At 71.9% G+C, this 18,016-nt stretch carries 13 protein-coding genes, 2 tRNA genes and 1 riboswitch; of the genes, 9 read left to right on the forward strand and 6 right to left on the reverse strand.

From position 1 onward, the window contains the following. Positions 1-23: 23 nt before the first annotated feature. From OG780_RS22250 to OG780_RS22260, 3 genes are all read left to right on the forward strand, one after another. On the forward strand, positions 24-881 hold the full coding sequence (locus tag OG780_RS22250; protein WP_328450792.1) for an FG-GAP repeat domain-containing protein: 858 nt from the start codon (positions 24-26) through the stop codon (positions 879-881). Between the two features lie 58 nt (positions 882-939). Further along, entirely contained in the window at positions 940-2,475 is a 1,536-nt protein-coding gene (locus tag OG780_RS22255) for an amino acid permease (RefSeq protein ID WP_328450794.1), read from the forward strand. Between the two features lie 122 nt (positions 2,476-2,597). After that, positions 2,598-2,670: transfer RNA gene (locus OG780_RS22260), tRNA-Lys, on the forward strand. A gap of 58 nt (positions 2,671-2,728) precedes the next feature. On the opposite strand, the gene OG780_RS22265 is transcribed toward OG780_RS22260, so the two are convergent. Next, the gene (locus OG780_RS22265; protein WP_328450796.1) at positions 2,729-3,391 is read right to left on the reverse strand and encodes a GTP cyclohydrolase II; all 663 of its coding nucleotides are present in this window, start codon (positions 3,389-3,391) and stop codon (positions 2,729-2,731) included. Between the two features lie 122 nt (positions 3,392-3,513). After that, positions 3,514-4,023: a MarR family winged helix-turn-helix transcriptional regulator gene (locus OG780_RS22270; protein WP_328450798.1), complete on the reverse strand. Its 510-nt coding sequence runs from the start codon at positions 4,021-4,023 to the stop codon at positions 3,514-3,516. A gap of 82 nt (positions 4,024-4,105) precedes the next feature. On the opposite strand from OG780_RS22270, the gene OG780_RS22275 reads away from it, so the two are divergent. The 5 genes from OG780_RS22275 to OG780_RS22295 all read left to right on the forward strand — a co-directional run bounded on the left by OG780_RS22275 (position 4,106) and on the right by OG780_RS22295 (position 9,475). Next, positions 4,106-5,248 (forward strand): dihydrofolate reductase family protein, encoded by a 1,143-nt coding sequence (locus OG780_RS22275; protein ID WP_328450800.1) that lies wholly within the window; start codon positions 4,106-4,108, stop codon positions 5,246-5,248. Positions 5,249-5,343: 95 nt separating this feature from the next. Beyond that, positions 5,344-5,417 (forward strand) — tRNA-Met (locus OG780_RS22280). A gap of 337 nt (positions 5,418-5,754) precedes the next feature. Next, positions 5,755-6,891, forward strand: a complete 1,137-nt coding sequence (locus OG780_RS22285; RefSeq protein WP_443062326.1) for a PP2C family protein-serine/threonine phosphatase — start codon at positions 5,755-5,757, stop codon at positions 6,889-6,891. 304 nt (positions 6,892-7,195) lie between these two features. Further along, positions 7,196-7,352: riboswitch (cyclic di-AMP (ydaO/yuaA leader) on the forward strand. A gap of 11 nt (positions 7,353-7,363) precedes the next feature. Continuing rightward, positions 7,364-8,398: a M23 family metallopeptidase gene (locus OG780_RS22290; RefSeq protein ID WP_328450804.1), complete on the forward strand. Its 1,035-nt coding sequence runs from the start codon at positions 7,364-7,366 to the stop codon at positions 8,396-8,398. Positions 8,399-8,530: 132 nt separating this feature from the next. Further along, complete coding sequence (locus tag OG780_RS22295; RefSeq protein ID WP_328450806.1) at positions 8,531-9,475, forward strand: aldo/keto reductase; 945 nt, start codon at positions 8,531-8,533, stop codon at positions 9,473-9,475. A gap of 97 nt (positions 9,476-9,572) precedes the next feature. Here OG780_RS22295 and OG780_RS22300 read toward each other — a convergent pair whose 3' ends face one another. The 4 genes from OG780_RS22300 to OG780_RS22315 form a co-directional block, all read right to left on the reverse strand. After that, on the reverse strand, positions 9,573-10,919 hold the full coding sequence (locus tag OG780_RS22300) for a PrsW family intramembrane metalloprotease (RefSeq protein ID WP_328450808.1): 1,347 nt from the start codon (positions 10,917-10,919) through the stop codon (positions 9,573-9,575). Positions 10,920-11,006: 87 nt separating this feature from the next. Next, a complete protein-coding gene (gene trmB, locus OG780_RS22305) occupies positions 11,007-11,843 on the reverse strand; it encodes a tRNA (guanosine(46)-N7)-methyltransferase TrmB (protein ID WP_328450810.1) in 837 nt (278 codons plus the stop codon). Positions 11,844-11,940: 97 nt separating this feature from the next. Next, positions 11,941-13,146: an L-2-hydroxyglutarate oxidase gene (gene lhgO, locus OG780_RS22310; RefSeq protein WP_328450812.1), complete on the reverse strand. Its 1,206-nt coding sequence runs from the start codon at positions 13,144-13,146 to the stop codon at positions 11,941-11,943. A gap of 145 nt (positions 13,147-13,291) precedes the next feature. Continuing rightward, entirely contained in the window at positions 13,292-14,713 is a 1,422-nt protein-coding gene (locus tag OG780_RS22315; protein WP_326786910.1) for an MFS transporter, read from the reverse strand. Between the two features lie 844 nt (positions 14,714-15,557). Between OG780_RS22315 and OG780_RS22320 the strand changes: the two genes are divergently transcribed. Continuing rightward, positions 15,558-17,651, forward strand: a complete 2,094-nt coding sequence (locus OG780_RS22320) for an asparagine synthase-related protein (protein ID WP_328450814.1) — start codon at positions 15,558-15,560, stop codon at positions 17,649-17,651. Positions 17,652-18,016: the final 365 nt, after the last annotated feature.

The raw sequence follows: 18,016 nt of genomic DNA on the forward strand, positions 1-18,016 counted from the left end.
CGGACGGCTCCTACGACTGGACCGTGACCGTCACGCCCGCGGACGGTGTCGGCGGTCCGCTCCAGGTGCGCGGCACGGTCCGGCTGAAGGGCGGCAGCCCGGTGCGGCACGACCACGTGGGGGCCGAGGGGGACCCGGACGGCACCGGTGACCTGCTCACCCTCAACTCCTCGGGCGGGCTGACCTTCCAGCAGGGCGACGGGAAGGGCGCGTTCGCCGGAAAGGTCACCGGCAACGGCTGGTCGGCCAAGGCGGTCGCGGTGCCGTTCGGCGATCTGAACGGCGACCGCTGCAACGACGTCCTGGTGCGGATGAGCGACGGGTCCCTGCGCGGCTACAAGCCCGCGTGCGGCACGGCGCCGACCCCCTCGACCTCGTACAAGGCGCTCGGCACCGGCTGGAACGCGTACGACGTCCTGATCTCGCCCGGCGACCTGACCGGTGACCGGCGGCCGGATCTGCTCGCGCGGAAGGCCTCGACCGGCGACCTCTACCTGTTCGCCGCGAAGAGCGACGGAACGCTCGCCGCGGGCAGGAAGATCCGTACGGCGTGGACGGGCTACACGAAGATCGTCGGTGCCGGGGACCTGAACGGTGACGGGATCGGGGACGTGCTCGCGCGGGACAGGGCGGGAACGCTCTACCGCTACAACGGCACCGGGACAGGGCTGTTGAAGGACCGGGTGAAGGTGTTCTCCGCCTGGGGCGCGTCGTACAACGCGATCGTCGGGGTCGGCGACATCACCGGCGACGGCAAGAACGACCTGGTCGAGCGCGACACCTCGGGGAACGTCTACCGCAGCGCCGGCACGGGAACGGGCTCGTTCGGCTCCCGGGTGAAGATCGCCGGCGGCTGGCAGAGCTGCAAGGGCCTTTTCTAGCCAGTTTGCTCTCCCCCGCAGCGCATGTCATGCCCCCGGCGAGGGAATCGCTGGGGGCATGACAGATGACGCCAGAGCCACTGGGCTGTCGGACGAAGAGCGGCTGGCCCAGCTCGGCTACACACAGGTACTCGCCCGCCGCATGTCGGCGTTCTCCAACTACGCGGTGTCCTTCACGATCATCTCGGTCCTGTCGGGCTGCCTGACGCTGTATCTGTTCGGCATGAACACCGGCGGTCCCGCCGTGATCACCTGGGGCTGGGTCGCGGTCGGACTGATGACGCTGTTCGTCGGGCTCGCGATGGCCGAGATCTGTTCGGCCTATCCGACCTCCGCAGGGCTGTACTTCTGGGCGCACCGGCTCGCCCCGGAGCGCAGCGCCGCCGCCTGGGCGTGGTTCACCGGCTGGTTCAACGTCCTCGGCCAGGTCGCCGTGACCGCGGGCATCGACTTCGGCGCCGCGTCCTTCCTCGGCGCCTATCTGAACCTCCAGTTCGACTTCGAGGTGACGCCGGGCCGCACGGTCCTGCTGTTCGCCGGGATCCTGGTCCTGCACGGCCTCCTCAACACCTTCGGCGTGGGGATCGTCGCCCTCCTCAACAGCATCAGCGTGTGGTGGCATGTCATCGGCGTCGCCGTCATCGTCGGCGCGCTGACCTTCGTGCCGGACCACCACCAGTCGGCCGGCTTCGTGTTCACGAAGTTCGTGAACAACACGGGCTGGGGCAGCGGGGTCTACGTCGTCCTCGTCGGACTCCTCATGGCCCAGTACACGTTCACCGGGTACGACGCCTCCGCCCACATGACGGAGGAGACCCACGACGCCTCCACGGCCGGCCCGAAGGGCATCGTGCGGTCCATCTGGACCTCGTGGATCGCCGGGTTCGTCCTGCTGCTCGGCTTCACCTTCGCCATCCAGTCGTACGACAAGGAGCTGGGCTCGGCGACGGGCGCGCCCCCGGCGCAGATCCTGCTGGACGCGCTCGGCGCGACCTCCGGGAAGCTCCTGCTGCTCGTCGTGATCGGCGCGCAGCTGTTCTGCGGCATGGCGTCCGTGACCGCCAACAGCCGCATGATCTACGCCTTTTCGCGCGACGGAGCCCTGCCGTTCTCCTCGGTGTGGCACACGGTGCATCCGCGCACCCGGACCCCCGTGGCGGCGGTCTGGCTGGCCGCGCTGGGCGCTCTGGTGCTCGGCCTGCCGTACCTCATCAACTACGCGGCCTACGCCGCCGTGACGTCGATCGCGGTGATCGGCCTCTATGTCGCGTACGTCATCCCGACGCTGCTGCGGGTGCGCAAGGGGGACGCCTTCGAGCGCGGGCCCTGGCACCTGGGCCGCTGGTCCCGGCCCGTGGGGGTGATCGCGGTCGGCTGGGTGGCCGTCATCACGGTCCTGTTCATGCTGCCCCAGGTCTCCCCGATCACCTGGGAGACGTTCAACTACGCCCCGATCGCCGTCCTGGCCGTCCTCGGCTTCGCCGCGGCCTGGTGGCTGGCCTCGGCCCGTCACTGGTTCCTCAACCCCGAGCACCGGCGCACGATCGCCCGTGAGGCCGCCCGCAGGGGTGCACCCGAACCGGTCGATCCCTGACCTTGTGGGCCTTCGGCGTGGCCGGGGCACCGATACCCGATCGGAGTCCCGGCCACGTCCCGCTATGCTCGGGGATGCATCGGCGCGAGCCGGTGCGCCGTGTCGGTGTTTTCCCGGTGCGGGGACCCTTAGCTCAATTGGCAGAGCAGTGGACTTTTAATCCATTGGTTGTGGGTTCGAGTCCCACAGGGTCTACGGAAGAGCCCCCGGTTCAGAGCGATCTGAGCCGGGGGCTTGTTTCGTTCGAGGGCTGTCAGCCGGCCGTGAGTCCCGTGAGTCCCGTGAGTTCCGTGCGCTCCGTGAGTTCCTGCAGCGGCAGCGTGTGCTGGGTCTGGAGGACCTTGGCGCGCAGGTAGCGGACGTTGTGGGCGGTGGTGAAGACGCCCGTGGGGACACGGTGGGAGACCGTGATGCCGAGCTCGCGGAGCTGTTCGGCCTTGTCCGGGTTGTTGGAGAGCAGGTCCAGGGAGTCGATGCCGAGGGCCCGGAGCATCTGGGCGGCCGCTGTGTAGTCGCGGTCGTCCTCGGGCAGACCGAGGGCCGCGTTGGCGGCGTAGGTGTCCAGGCCCTGGTCCTGGAGGGCGTACGCGTCGAGCTTGTTGTAGAGGCCGATGCCGCGGCCCTCCTGGCGCAGGTACAGCAGGACGCCGCCGCGGTCCGCGATCTGCTCCACCGCCTCGCGCAGCTGGGGTCCGCAGTCGCAGCGGGCCGAGCCGAACACATCGCCGGTCAGGCACTCGGAGTGAAGTCGCACCAGCGGGTCCGGGCCGGGCTCGCCGAGGACGACGGCCAGGTGCTCCTTGCCGTCGTCGAGGCCGTGGAAGGTCACGAGCTGGGCGTCGACGGAGTAGCCGTCGCCGAAGCGCAGGGGTACGCGGACGCGGGTGCGCACGGTGGCGGTGGGGTGGTCGCGCATGGGGTCTCTCCGTCCGGCGGGTTCGTACGGGGTTGTGCTTCAGATTTGAAGCACAGCCACGGAACGAGACACTACATCTGCTTCAAACTTCAAGCAATGGGGGTTCACGCCCCCCGGGCGCCTCACGAGGAGCAGGAACGCCGCCGCCAGGGCAGATCCTCCCCGGGCGCCCCGGAATTCCCGCCCTGGATCGCCCGGGTGATGGTTCCGCAGATCTCGTCCAGCTGCCGCACCTGCTCGGGGGTCAGATGGTCGAAGATCGCCGTCCGCACCGTCTCGACGTGCCCCGGCGCGACCCGCTCCAGGAGGGCCATGCCCTCGTCGGTGAGGATGGCCATGTGCCCGCGCTTGTCGGTGGGGCAGCCCTCCCGGCGTACGGTGCCGTCCTTCTCCAGCCGGGTCACGGCGTACGTCAGACGGCTGCGGGTGATCTTCTGGGCCTCGGCGAGGTCGGTCATCCGCAGCCTCCGCTCCGGCGCCTCGGACAACTTGGCCAGGATGGAGTAGTAAAGGTGGGGCATCCCCGCCTCCGCCTGGAGCCGGCGGTCGATGGCGTCCTCCAGGAGGGAGCTCGCGGAGAGGTACGAGCGCCAGGCGTGCTGTTCGGCGGCGGTCAGCCAGCGGGTCGTCATGAGACCAGTCTAGGTATTGTTTAAAACTTGAACCACTGCGCTCGAAACTCACCGCGCGCGTGCGACCGGAGGAAGCGTCCCGATGCCCCGTCCCTACGTCCTGCTGTCCGCCGCCGTCTCCCTCGACGGCTTCCTGGACGACACCGGCCCCGAGCGGCTGCTGCTCTCGGGCCCGGCCGACTTCGACCGGGTCGACGAGGTGCGGGCGTCCAGCGACGCGATCCTGGTGGGCGCCGGCACCCTGCGCACGGACAATCCGCGGCTCCTGGTCAACTCCGCCGAACGGCGTGCGGCCCGTGTCGCCGGCGGCCGCCCCGAATACCCCCTGAAGGTCACCGTCAGCGGTTCCGGTGAGCTCGACCCGGGGGCCCAGTTCTGGCACACGGGCGGCGAGAAGATCGTCTACACGACGGACGAGGGCGCGCTGCGGGCGTCCGCCCTGCTGAAGGGAATCGTCGGCGTGGACGTCGTCCCGACCGGACCCGCACTCGACTGGCGTGTGCTCCTGGAACACCTTCACGACGTACGGGGGGTGCGCCGCCTCATGGTCGAAGGGGGCGGCAAGGTCCACACCCAGCTCGTGCGCGAGGAGCTCGCCGACGAGCTCCAGCTCGCCGTCGCCCCCCTCTTCGTCGGGCAGCCGGACGCGCCGCGGCTGTTCGGGACCGGGGAGTACCCCCTGGGCCGGATGCGGCTGGTGGAGACGCGGCCCGTCGGCGACGTCGTGCTCATCCGCTACGTCCCCACCGCGCCCGGCACCGGCCCGCTCGCCTCCGCCGCGGACCGGCGGTGGCTGGAGCTCGCCTGTGAGCTGGCGGAGCTGTGCCCGCCCTCGAAGACCGCGTTCAGCGTGGGCGCCGTCGTGGTCGCGGCCGACGGGACCGAGCTGGCCCGGGGCCACTCCCGCGAGGGCGGCGATCCCGTCGTGCACGCCGAGGAGGCCGCCCTCGCCAAGATCGACCCGGCCGATCCCCGGCTGGCCGCCGCCACCGTCTACAGCAGCCTGGAGCCGTGCGCCCACCGCGCCTCCCGGCCCGCGCCGTGCGCCCGGCTCATCCTGGACGCCGGTGTGCGACGGGTCGTCACCGCCTGGCGTGAGCCCGACACGTTCGTCAGGGACGCCGACGGGAACGGGCTCCTCGCCGCCGCGGGCGCCCAGGTCGCCGTCCTGCCCGAGTACGCGGACCGCGCCAAGGCCCCCAACCGGCATCTGGCGGCCGGGTAGAAGCCGGGGAGAAGCAGGGTGCCGACGCCGCTGGAGGGGTGCGTTTAAACGGGTGTGCTTCGGGTCCCGCGGATGGCGTACACTGGTTTCAACGACGCGGGGTGGAGCAGCTCGGTAGCTCGCTGGGCTCATAACCCAGAGGTCGCAGGTTCAAATCCTGTCCCCGCTACTCAAGGCCAAGGGCCGGAACTCGGATTTACGAGTTCCGGCCCTTGGTGTTTGCCTCCACAGCTTCCGCCGGCCGCTCCGGGCTCCTTTCCGGCTTTCTTCCGGCTTCCTCCGCCGCCTCTCGGCTGCTTTCGCCTTCTTCCGGCCGTGGTTCTCCGGCGCCGGTCCCGGTTCGCGCGGTTCTCCGGGCCGGCCCCGGTTCGCTCCGGCAGGCGGTGTCCTCCCCCGGTCGGGCCACACCGGTCGCCCGCCGCCCCCGTACCGGGTCTTCTGGACGGGTGGCGGGGCAGCCGGCAGGTGAGTGGCGGACCGGACAGCCCCGTGACCGGGCGGACCGGCTGTCCCGCGGTGTCCGCGGGTCCGGGAGCGTCCCGCCGCCCGGTCCGGCGGCGGGAGCGGAGCCGCGCGGGATCGTGTACGCACGCGCCTTCGTCCGGATCCTGCCCGTGCTGTTCGTCGCCGCCGGGGTCGTCTACGACTACCTCACCCCGTCGGAATTCACCGCGACCCCCCTGTTCGCGGCCGCGCCCCTGGTCGCCGCACCCCTCCATTCGCTGCGCGGAACCGTCCTCGCCGGTGTCCTCGCCGTCGGCGCCGTGCTCATCACCCACCTTGTCCTCGGCATCGTCCTTCAGGTCGACGCGGTCACCGAGGTGGTCACCGTGGCGATGGCCGCGGTCCTCGCCGTCCTCATCAACACAGTCGTCCGGCGCGGCGACGAACGGCTCGCCTCCGTCCGGGAGATCGCCGAGTTCGCACAGCGTGCCGTGCTGCCCGAGCCCGAGGCGCGGATCGCCGGACTGGAGGTCGCGGCCCGGTACGAGGCGGCGCAGGAGGACGCGTTCATCGGCGGTGACCTGTACGCCGTGCAGGACTCCCCGCACGGTGTACGGCTGGTCGTCGGGGACGTACGGGGGAAGGGGATGACCGCGGTGGCCACCGTGGCGACGGTGGTCGGGGCGTTCCGGGAGGCGGCCGAGCAGGAGGCGACCCTGGAGGGCGTCGCGGAGCGCCTGGAGCGGGCGCTGACGCGCGCGGGCACCCGGCGCGACAGCGTCGACGCGGCCGAGGGGTTCACGACCGCGGTCCTCGCCGAGATCCCGCACGGCGAGGACGTCGTACGCGTCGTCAACCGCGGCCACCCGCCGCCCCTGCTGCTGCGTCCCGACGGCACGCTCCTCACCCTCACCGCCGAGTCCTTCGCGCTGCCCCTCGGGATGAGCGAACTGGGAAGCCTGCCCGCCCCGACGGTGCGGGAGGGATTTCCGCGCGGGACGACGCTGCTGCTGCACACCGACGGACTGTCCGAGGCCCGCGACGCGCGGGGGGAGTTCTTCGATCCGGCCGCCTGGCTGGCCGGACGGGTCCTTCCCGGCCCCGACGCGCTGCTGACCGCCCTCTTCGAGGCGGCCCGCCTGCACACGGGCGGCGCGCTGACGGACGACATGGCGCTGCTCGCCGTCCGGCGCCCGTGACGGGTGCTCGCCGAGGGGAGCCGCGCGTTGTACGGGAGGTCTTTCACCCCCTGGGCGACGGCTTTTCCGGCCCCGGTCACGAGCTGTGACCGGACGGTGTCCCTCCGCGTAGCACCTGACTTACCGTCAGGGAAACCCGTGTCGACACCATGAGGTCAACTCGCCCGTTTTTCATCGCTCATGACCCCAAAGTCCTGGCCAAGAGCCGTTAATGATCAGTCGGAACAGCTTGGAATTCGGTGCCTGGGTCTATTAACGTTCGATAACGCAGCGCGGTCGTTACAGCCGTCACAAGAGGTGGCTCCGTGCGCACGCGCCGAATCCCGCAAGGGAACCGGGGAACCAACTCGTGGGGTGAATCGAGCGTATTCCGCCGTGGAAGCACGGTGGCCGTACGCGCGTAGGAGACCTTCCTGCTCCGAACCCGTCAGCTAACCCGGTAGGCGGCAAGGAAGGAAAGGAGTGCGCCCACGTGGCGTCCAACCGGCCCGCTCAGCCAACCTCGTTCACGCCGAACGAAACACACACCTTCGGCTACGGCAAGGACGAGGGACCCTGGGAGGAGTGGAATCCCACCGCGGATTCCGTCGCTCCCGTCCGCGGCCGGCACCGCACGGGCAAGCAGCGCGGCGGAGGACTCGCCCGCAGCTCCACGGTTCTCGGCGTCGGCGTCATAGCCGCCGTCGGTGCGGGTGGTATCGCCAGCGCCGCTCCGGGCAAGCCGCCCGTCTCGATCTCGCTGCCCGACCTGTCGTCGGTCACCGATTCGGCGAAGGCCCTGATCTCGGACGGCGGATCCAGCACTCCCAAGGGCTCCACGACCCCGCTCACCAACGCCGGTCTGACCACCGCCGACGCGGCCCAGGGCACCACCGACGCCGGTGAGGCGCTGCGCGACCGCATCATGCAGCAGGCCCAGTCGCAGCAGAACCAGGCCGACACCGCCACGCAGCAGGCCGCCCAGACGGCCGCCGCGAAGAAGGCCGTCGAGCTCGCCGCCAAGCAGCAGGACGAAGCCGAGGCCAAGGCCGACGCCGCGAAGGAGAAGGCGGAGGAGGCGGCCAAGGCGAAGGCCGAGCAGGAGCGCCTCGCCGAGCTCGCCAAGAGCTACTCGCTGCCGACGTCCTCGTACACGCTGACCTCGACCTTCGGCGAGGCCGGCTCCATGTGGTCCTCCGGCTACCACACCGGACTCGACTTCGCGGCGCCCACCGGCACGCTCATCAAGGCGATCCACAGCGGCACCATCACCGAGGCCGGCTGGGCCGGATCGTACGGCTACCGCACGATCCTCACCCTCGACGACGGTACGGAGCTCTGGTTCTGCCACCAGTCGTCCATCAGCGTCAGCGTGGGCCAGAAGGTCGCCACGGGTGATGTCATCGGGCGAGTGGGCGCGACGGGCAATGTCACCGGACCGCACCTGCACCTCGAAGTGCACCCCGGCGGCGCCGCCACCGGCATCGACCCGATGGCGTGGCTCCAGAGCAAGGGCCTCAACCCCTGATTTCCGATCTCCGGCAGCCCTGACGTCAACCCCCCCGACGTCAGGGCTGTCGGTCGTCCGGGCGCGGACGACGGCGCGCCGGGCCCGGTGATTGCGGAATACATCCGTCCGGGGCGGGTGTTGAGCCCGTACATGACTTCTCTTCGCAAGCTCGGTTCGTCCGACCTCGAGGTCTTCCCGCTCTCCCTCGGGGGCAACGTCTTCGGCTGGACGGCCGACGAGACCCGGTCCTTCGCCGTGCTCGACGCCTACGCGGCCGCCGGCGGCAACTTCCTCGACACGGCCGACTCCTACTCCGCCTGGATCGAGGGCAACGAGGGCGGCGAGTCCGAGACCATCATCGGCAAGTGGCTGAGGACCCGCGGCAACCGCGAGGACATCGTGGTCGCCACCAAGGTCAGCCAGCACCCCGCGTACCCGGGTCTGTCCGGTGCCAACATCAAGGCCGCGGCCGACGCGTCGCTGCGCCGCCTGGGCACCGACCACATCGACCTCTACTACACGCACTTCGACAAGCCGGACGTGCCGGTCGAAGAGATCATCGGCGCCCTCGACGAGCTGGTGACGGCCGGCAAGGTGCGGCACATAGCCGCTTCCAACATCTCTCCGGAGCGGCTGCGGGAGTCCCTGGAGTTCTCCGACCGCGAGGGCCTCGCGCGGTACGTCGCGCTCCAGCCGCACTACAACCTCGTCTCGCGCGACACCTACGAGGGCTCCCTGCTGGAGGTCGCCTCCCGGGCCGGTCTGGCCGCCGTCCCGTACTTCGCGCTCGCCTCCGGTTTCCTCACCGGCAAGTACCGCCCCGGCACGACGGTCGACTCGGCCCGGGCCGCGGGCGCGGCCAAGCACCTCGACACGGAACGCGGGCCGCTGGTCCTCGCCGCCCTCGACGAGATCGCCGCGGCCCACGGCGTCGCCGTCCCGACGGTCGCCCTCGCCTGGCTGGCCGCACAGCCGACGGTCGCCGCGCCCATCGCCTCCGCCCGCACCGTGGAGCAGCTCCCGGCCCTGCTGGGGGTCGCGGACCTGGTGCTGACGGACGAGGAACTGACGCGCTTGACGCAGGCGTCGGTGTAACGGCCGTAGCGCGGGCGCGCGGACCCCGGGTCCCCACCGGTCCGTGGCGCGGGTGTGGGGGAGCGGTGGTATCCACGCCGGTCCCGGGCGACAGGCCCTAGGAGCGGTACGGGTTGTACGCGGGATACGGGACCGGCGCGGATGCCTGTGCCGGCGGGCCGTAGGGCCGGGCCGGCGGGGCGATGTAGCCGTACCCGGGGGCCGGCCAGGGCGGCGGTGCGGGCAGCGGTGCCGTGGCGCGGGCCGCGTAGGCGAGGGCCGGACGGGCGATCTCCCGGCGGCGCCACAGCTCGTCGAGCAACTCGCGCTCCCGTACGACGAAGTCGGCGCCCGCACGACCCCGGCGCCCCCGGTGGCGCAGGAACGCCAGCGAGGTCGCGTACGCCTCGTACTCCGCCACCGAGCGTTCCGCGCTCTTCCCGAAGTGGTGGCCGGCCCACTCGCGCGCGAGCTGCCGCGCCCGCATCGAGCCGAGGACCCACGGCTCGGCCGCGCCCAGCCAGCCGGCGGCGGTGTACACGGGCAGTTCGGCGCGCACGGTCCGCAGCTCGCGCTGCCGGGTCCAGACGACCAGCCAGGTCAGCAGCCCGAACACGGGCACCATGAACGCCGCGTACACACCGAAGAACCCGAACCGGCCGAAACCCGCCGAGCCGTTCCAGATCGCGTGCATGCCCATCGCGAGCAGCAGTCCGGTGAGGGGCAGCAGCACCCTGCGCGCGTGCTGGCGTTCCGCGGACAGCGCCGCGACGCCGAAGCCGATGCCGGTCAGCACGGTGAACAGCGGATGCGCGAAGGGCGACATCACCACGCGGACGAAGAACGTCGCCGCGGTGACCGAGGCGAGCCCGCTCTCCCCGCTGAGCTGGTCGGTGCCGAACGCGGTGCCGAGATAGAGGATGTTCTCGGTGAAGGCGAAGCCGGTGGCGGTGACCCCGGCGATGACGACACCGTCGACGATCCCCGTGAAGTCCCGTCTGCGGAAGAGGAAGACGAGCAGGACGGCCGCAGCCTTCGCCGACTCCTCGACGACGGGGGCTATGACGGTCGCGCCGAGCGTGTCGGCGCCGGAGGGATCCGCGGTCGTCATGGCTATCCAGCGGGTCGCGAAGCTGTTGGCGACGATCGCGATGAGCGCGGCCGCGCAGGCGCCCCAGGCGAAGGAGAAGAACAGGTTGCGCCAGGGGCCCGGTTCGACCCGGTCCAGCCACCGGAAGGCGGCTATGAGCAGCGGCACGGGGAACACGGCCAGTCCGAGGCCGACCAGGAAGCCCTCGGTCCCGGTCTGTTCGCGGACGAGGGCGAGGATCACGAGACCCGACATCGCGAGCAGCGTGATCAGCGCTCCGTACCGCACCCAACCACGCTGCCACCAGTGCGGATGTCGCAGTGCAGGTCCGGCGGGGGCGCCGGGCCGGTTCGGGTACGGCGGATGGATGGCCACGGCATTGACCCTAACGAGGGAGGGCGTGGCCCGCGACGGTAACCGGCGTCCCGGGTTCTCCCGGCGGACGCTGCGGGTGTGTGCGGGTCAGTCGCCCGGGGTGTGCTGGTCTCGATGCTGTACGCGCCGGAAGAGGAGGTCGTTCACCACATGACCCTTGTCCAGTCCCTGGCCCTCGAAACGGGTCAGCGGCCGGAACTCGGGGCGGGGCGCGAAACCGCCGTCCGGCCGGGTGTTCTCGAAGGCGGGGTGCGCGCTCAGCACTTCGAGCATCTGCTCGGCGTACGGCTCCCAGTCCGTCGCGCAGTGCACGAGCGCGCCCGGCGCGAGGCGGGTCGCGGCGAGATCCAGGAACTCGGGCTGGATCAGCCGCCGCTTGTGGTGCCGCTTCTTGGGCCAGGGGTCGGGGAAAAAGACGCGCAGGCCGTTCAGGGAGGCGGGCGGCAGCATCTCGCGCAGCAGGATGATCGCGTCCCCGTTGGCGACGCGGATGTTGGTCAGGCTGTTCCGCTCGGCGAGATTGAGCAGGTTGCCCTGCCCCGGTGTGTGCACGTCCACGGCGAGGATCCCGGTCCCCTGGTCCTCGGCCGCCATCTGCGCGGTGGCCTCGCCCATGCCGAAGCCGATCTCCAGCACGACCGGCAGGTCCGCCCCGAACAGCTCCGCGAGGTCGAGCGTCCGCCGTCCGTCGATGTCCAGACCCCACTTGGGCCACAGCCGCTGCAACGCGTCGGCCTGTCCGGTGGTCACCCGGCTCCGACGCGGCTGGAAGCTCCGGATCCGCCGCTCGAAGTGCGAGCCGGCGGGATCCGCCTGCGGACCGTCGGGGAAGCGGGGCCCGCCCTTGGCGCGGTGGTGACGCGGCGAGCCGTCCTCGGCGGAGGCGGGCCGGGTCTCTTCGGTGGAGTCGAGGAATTCAGACACAGTGGGGTCGATTTTACGGGCGCCGTGCCGCGGGGCGGTCCGTCCCGGTGGTGGGTGCGTGCAGTGGGGCGGTCCGTCCCGGTGGTGGGTGGGGCGCTCAGACCGCCGCCAGCGCCGCCAGTGCCCGGCGGGCGACCTCGCGCCCGATCGGGAGGGAGGCGGTGGCCGCCGGGGACGGCGCGTTCAGTACGTGCACGGTCCTCGGGCCCTCCTTGATCAGGAAGTCGTCCACCAGGGTGCCGTCCCGCAGGACCGCCTGGGCGCGGACACCGGCGGCGGCTGGGACCAGATCCTCCGGGGTCACCGCGGGCAGCAGCCTCCGCACCGCCTCCGTGAACGCCGACTTCGACACCGAGCGGCGCAGCTCCCCGGCTCCGTAGCGCCAGTGCCGCCGCGCTATCCGCCAGGAACCCGGCCAGGACAGGGTCCCGCCCAGTTCACGTGGCCGGACCACCTTCCATCCGTATCCCTCACGGGCGAGCGCGGGAACCGCGTTGGGGCCGATGTGGACACCGCCGTCGATGCCCCGGGTGAGATGGACGCCGAGGAACGGGAACGCGGGGTCCGGAACCGGGTACACCAGGCCCCGCACCAGCTCCGGCCGCGCCAGCGTGTAGTACTCGCCACGGAAGGGGACGATCCGCATCCCGGGGTCGTCGCCCGTGAGCCGGGCCGTCTCGTCGCAGTGCAGCCCCGCGCAGTTGACCAGCACGCGGCCGCGGACGATCGTCCCGTCGGCCGTGCGCACGGCGACGCCGAGGTGAGGCCGGCGGTCGGCGCGCACGACCTGCGCCCCGTACCGGATCTCCGCCCCGGAGGCCTCCGCGAGCCGGCGGGCCACCGCCACGTAGTCGCAGATGCCCGTGGTGCCGACGTGGATGGCGGCGAGGCCACGGACCTCGGGTTCGTAGTCGGTGAGCTGGGTCGGGCCCAGTTCCTTGACCGGGATGCCGTTCTCCCGGCCGCGCTGCACCAGACCGTGCAGGCGGGGGAGCTCCGACTTCTCCGTCGCGACGATCAGCTTGCCGGTGACGGCGTGCGGGATGTCGTACTCCGCGCAGAACTTGACCATCTCGGCGGCACCCTGGACCGCGTACCGCGCCTTCAGGGAGCCGGGGCGGTAGTAGATCCCGCTGTGGATCACCCCGCTGTTGCGCCCGGTCTGGTGCCGGGCGGGTCCCCGTTCCTTCTCCAGCACCGTCACACGCGTGCCCGGTGCCGCCCGTGTGACGGCATACGCCGTCGACAGACCGACGATCCCCCCGCCGATCACCAGAACATCGCAGTCGTAGGCGCTCCGCATCCGCACCACCTCCCGGCCTCGATAGTGCACTGCGCCACTGACAATGCCCTCAAACCCGAGGACCGAGCCCCGCGTTTCCTTCGCGCCGCGGGGCCGTGGCGCCCTGTCCGTCCCGAGTCGTCGGGCGTCCCCTCCGGAACCGGCCCTACGCCGGAGCCATCAGCAGAGGACGGGCCCGCTCCCGCAGCTCCACCACGCGCGGTTCGTCGCCGTAGGGCTCCAGCCGGTGCAGCAGGTCCTTCACGTACTCGGTGGTGCGCGCGGAGGAGATGCGCCCCGCGACCTCCACCGCCCGCACGCCCTGCTCGCACGCCGCGTCCAGGTTGCCGGACTCCAGTTCGGCGACCGCCGACACCACCAGGCGCAGTCCGTGCGAACGCACGAACTCCTCCGTCGGCTTCGACAGCGCCTGTTCGGTGAACCGGCGTACCTGGCGCGGTGCCTTCAGGTCGCGGTAGCACTCGGCGGCGTCGGCCGCGAAGCGGTCGTACCCGTAGAAGCCGAGCCAGGACGGGTCGTTGTCACCGTCACGGGCCCGTTCCAGCCAGCCCTCGGCCGCCTTCAGCGCCGCGCCGGCCGCCTGGGCGTCGCTCGCGCGCGCGTGGGCACGTGCCTCGACGAGCCGGAAGAAGCTCATGGTGCGGGCGGTGGCGAGTCCGCGGTTGCGTTCCAGGGCGGCCTGGGCGAGGTCGACGCCCTCGTCGCCGAAGCCGCGGTACGTCGCCTGGAGGGACATGGACGCCAGGACGTAGCCCCCGAGGGGCACGTCGGCGGCCGCGCGGGCCAGCCGCAGCGCCTGGATGTAGTAGCGCTGCGCGGCCTCCTGCTGGCCCGTGTCGAAGGCCATCCAGCCCGCGAGACGGGTGAGCTCCGCCGACGCGCCGAACAGCGCTCTGCCGACCTCGTCGGAGTACGAGCCGAGCAGCAGGGGTGCCGCCTCGACCCGCAGGCACTCCGGCACCATGGACGAACGCCAGTCACCGCCCCCGTACTTGGAGTCCCAGCGCCTGGCGTCCTCGGCCGCCTCGCGGAGCTTCAGCACATCGCTGTGGCCGACTTTCAGCGGCGCTCCGGAGCCGTCGCCCGGACTCACCTCGCGCGCCACCGAACTGTCGGCCGGGGTTATCAGCCAGCGAGAAGCGGGCGTGGCGTAGGCGCTCACGGCGAAGGAGCCGGCCAGTGACTGCCAGATGCCGCCGCCGGCCCGGCGCCCGGCGAGGTCGAGGCGGTACAGCTCCGTGGCCGACCGCACCGCCTGCCCGACGTCACGGGGGAAGGCGAGGCCCACCTCCGGCGCGGGATCCGCGTCCGCCAGGCCGATCTCGTGGAGCGGCACCGGACGGCCGAGCTTCTGGCCGATGGCGGCCGCGATGAGGTGCGGCGCGGCGCCCTGCGGCACCATGCCCTTCGACACCCAGCGCGCCACCGACGTCTTGTCGTAGCGAAGAGTCAACCCGCGTTGAGCGCCAAGATCGTTGACGCGACGCGCGAGTCCTGCGTTGCTGATTCCCGCGAGGGCGAGAACGGCGCCGAGTTTTTCGTTCGGCCCGCGTTGCTCCCTGGACATGCGCCACCCCTCGACACAGACGGCTGCCGCAATGGCATAACCACGCGGCATTCGTAAACCCAGCGTAGTTCGCCCGATCCCCAGCGTTAAGGGGCGTACGTCCGGTTGGCGGGATTGTGGTCCGTACGACTGTACGGACTGTCGCGGCGTGCTCCTGTTGTGTGGCTGTGCGCCCGTCCGTGCGCTCTTCTCCGGCCACGGTGGGGAGCGCTTCCATGGAACATGCGTGGGTCGGCCCGCTGTACTGGATCCAGTGGGCTGGGGGACACCGCCGCCTACATCCCCGCGGGCGGCGGACCGGTCCGGGGGGCGAACTCCGCCTCCCGGACTGTGCGTTGCCGAACCGGTGCGCAAGGCCTGTACGGAGCGTGTCCGCGTCCGTCCGCCTCTCACCGATTTGGCCGAAAACCGATGACCTCTCCTGAGGGCAATCAGGGCTCCCACCACGTGAGTTGAGGGCGCGAAGGGCGTCCTGAGGGAGCGTATCGGGGGCGCATTCACGTCGACCCGTCGGGGGTGGGGTCCGGGCGACTCCCGGACGGTAGTGCCTCGTCGGCCGGGTCGTGGCCGCGGCCGTCGGCCGGGGTCGTCCGGTGGCGGTCCCGTGGCGATCCGGAGCGGGTTTTCCTCCGGTGCGGGGTGGCGACTGTCGATGACCTCAACAGGCGTTGTATGAAGGGTATTTGCCGGTAGCGCGCCCCTGCGTGACGGCGCGGACGTTCGGGTGGGGGCGCACTTCGGGGAGTGCAAGCCGCCGCAGGGGCCCTCCCGTACGCCTCCTTCGTGGCAGCATGGTGCCGAGTTCGTACGGTGCACTGGTTGTCCACAGCCTGTGGAGGCGGCGATGCGATGGTTGGTGGGGTGGAGCAGCACCGTCGCCAGAGCGTCCGCGATCGGCTCGGCGGGCGCCACGGGCAACGACGGCGAGACCGTGCACCCCGTCGGTTCCCAACTCCTCTGGGGCGACCCGGATCCGCTGTGGGCCGTCGGCGACTGGCGCCCCGACGAGGTGCGCGTCGTCAAGGCCGACGCGGCGAACCGCATCGCCGTCCTCGGCACCTGCGGGGCGACCGACGACGAGCTGAGGGTCGGACTGTTCGCCGCGCGCGGCGGAGCACTGCGCCACCTCACCAACTGGTCCGGCAGCTACACCGCGGTCGTCCAGGTCGGCCGCCGCGTGACCGTCTGCGGCGATCTCGCCGGCGCCCGGCCCGTGTTCTACACCCCCTGGGCCGGCGGCACGGCCTACGCCACCGCCGCGCTCCCGCTCGCCGACCTCATCGAGGCCAACCTCGACTTCGGACACCTGGCCGCGATGCTCGCCGCCCCCGACGTACCGGCCGCGGTGCACGACTCCACCCCGTACGAAGGCGTGCGCCGCATCCCGCCGGGACACACGCTCATCCTGCGGGCCGGAGCACGCGAGATCGCCGGGTACGAACCCGTCGCCTCCCTCGCCGTCGCCGCGCCCATCGCCGATCCCGCGATCGCCGTGGACGCCGTACGGGACGCCCTCGTGGAAGCCGTCCGCGCCCGCCTCTCCGCTCCCCGCCATGTGCCCGGCGCCGACGTGGACCCCGGGCCCGTGCCCGGCATGGGGCCCGCCGAGCGGCGCGCCGCGCGCGGGACGCCGGTACCGGGCATCGGGGCCGACCTCTCCGGAGGGCCCGCCTCGGGAACCCTCGCGCTGCTCGCCGCCGGCCTTCCCGGGGCGCCCGGCACGGTCCTCGGACACGGCACCGGTGCCGGGGAACGGCTCCTGGCCGTCACCTTCAACGACCTCGCCGTACGAGGGCGCGAGGCCGAGCTGGAGCGGGCCGGGACGCTGGCCGCGAACCCCCGGCTGCACCACGTGGTCGTCGCCGGGGGCGAAGAGGCGCTTCCCTACGCCGACTTGGAGGGACCGCTGACCGACGAGCCGGGCCCCTCCCTGGTGACCGCGGCACGCCACCGCGCGCGGCTCGCCTCCGGCAGCGCGGACCACTTCACGGGCTACGGCGCGCGGCAGGTGCTCGACGCCCATCCGGCCCGGCTCGCCGACCTGCTCATGGACCGCAAACGACGTCATCTGGTGCGACCCGTCGCCGCGCTGACGAAGGCCGACGGTTCGGTGATGGTCCCCGCGCGCGTGTACGGCGCGGCGCGCAAGCTCGCCCGCACCCCGTACCGCACCGGGGTCGACGTCCTCGCCGAGCAGTTGCTGCACCGGCGCTTCGAGGAACCCGGAGGCGCGGTGGGCGCGTCGCTCGCCGCGCTCAGCTGGGCGAGACCCGGGCCGGCGGCGCGCTGGCTGACCGGGGAGGCACTGGCTGAAGTATCGGTTCGCCTCCAGGGCGGCGGGGGGCGGCCGAACATCGGTCCCGGACAGCGGCCGGGGGATTTCCGCGCCCGGGCCGCGCTGGCCCGCCACGCGGCCGACGTCCGCGTCCTGGAGCAGGCCGCCGAGATCCGCTTCCAGCGGCTGCACACGCCGTTCCTGGACAACCAGGTCGTCCGGGCGTGCCGTGAACTGCCGGAGGCGCTGCGGGTGCAGCCGGGAGCGCGGGCGGCGATCCTGCGTACGGTGCTGGAGGGGGCCGGAGTGGCCGATCTGCCCCCCGGGTGGGGGGATCCGTCTCACGCGTCCTCCACGGCGGCGGCCCGTACGGGGGTGCGGGTGGCGGCGGATTCCCTGATCTCCCTGTTCGACACGCCGTTGCTCGCGCAGGCCGGGCTGGTCGAGGCCCGCGTCGTCCGCAAGGCGCTGCGCTCGGCCGCGGAGGGGGCGCCGCTGCCCCTCGACGGGCTGGCCGATCTCGTCTCGCTCGAACTGTGGCTGCGGCGACTGCTGGCCCGGCGCGGAACGTGCTGGACGGGCACACCGGCCCGCCAACGCGCCGTTCCCGCGGGGATAGTTCCGCAGGGACGAGCACTCGGGGCGGGAGCCCAGCGGGGCTGAACGTGCGTGCCGGTTCGCTGCGCCGGCGTTCGGGGGTGCGGGTTCGCTTGCGCTGGCGTTTGCGGGTGTCGGTGCCGGGTGCGTTGTGGGTCGGGGCCGTGCCGGTGCATCAGCCCGTCGCCGTTGGATGAGGCGTGGCCGTCGGTGGCGACGGGCATCGATGTACCGGCACGGCCCCTTCGATGCGTGAATCTCAGCCCCTCCGGCGTTTGAGGAGCGGGGTGTGGGGCGGAGCCCCGAGGGGTCGCTTCCCTCCGGGTCGCCTTTCGGGTGCAGGGGCAACATCCAGCCCCTCCGGTTTGAGGAGCGGGGTGTGGGGCGGAGCCCCAGGTACGGGTTGGGTAGGGGCGGAGGGGGCGAAAGAA

The sequence above is a fragment of the Streptomyces sp. NBC_00386 genome (genome assembly GCF_036063235.1).
Lineage (GTDB): Bacteria > Actinomycetota > Actinomycetes > Streptomycetales > Streptomycetaceae > Streptomyces.

Bases quoted from the DNA above. Each gene is read 5' to 3' on its own strand.
- OG780_RS22255 (WP_328450794.1), top strand. From the start codon at position 940: ATGACAGATGACGCCAGAGCCACTGGGCTGTCGGACGAAGAGCGGCTG.
- OG780_RS22265 (WP_328450796.1), bottom strand. From the start codon at position 3,391: ATGCGCGACCACCCCACCGCCACCGTGCGCACCCGCGTCCGCGTACCC.
- OG780_RS22270 (WP_328450798.1), bottom strand. From the start codon at position 4,023: ATGACGACCCGCTGGCTGACCGCCGCCGAACAGCACGCCTGGCGCTCG.
- OG780_RS22275 (WP_328450800.1), top strand. From the start codon at position 4,106: ATGCCCCGTCCCTACGTCCTGCTGTCCGCCGCCGTCTCCCTCGACGGC.
- OG780_RS22295 (WP_328450806.1), top strand. From the start codon at position 8,531: ATGACTTCTCTTCGCAAGCTCGGTTCGTCCGACCTCGAGGTCTTCCCG.
- lhgO (WP_328450812.1), bottom strand. From the start codon at position 13,146: ATGCGGAGCGCCTACGACTGCGATGTTCTGGTGATCGGCGGGGGGATC.
- OG780_RS22315 (WP_326786910.1), bottom strand. From the start codon at position 14,713: ATGTCCAGGGAGCAACGCGGGCCGAACGAAAAACTCGGCGCCGTTCTC.
- OG780_RS22320 (WP_328450814.1), top strand. From the start codon at position 15,558: ATGCGATGGTTGGTGGGGTGGAGCAGCACCGTCGCCAGAGCGTCCGCG.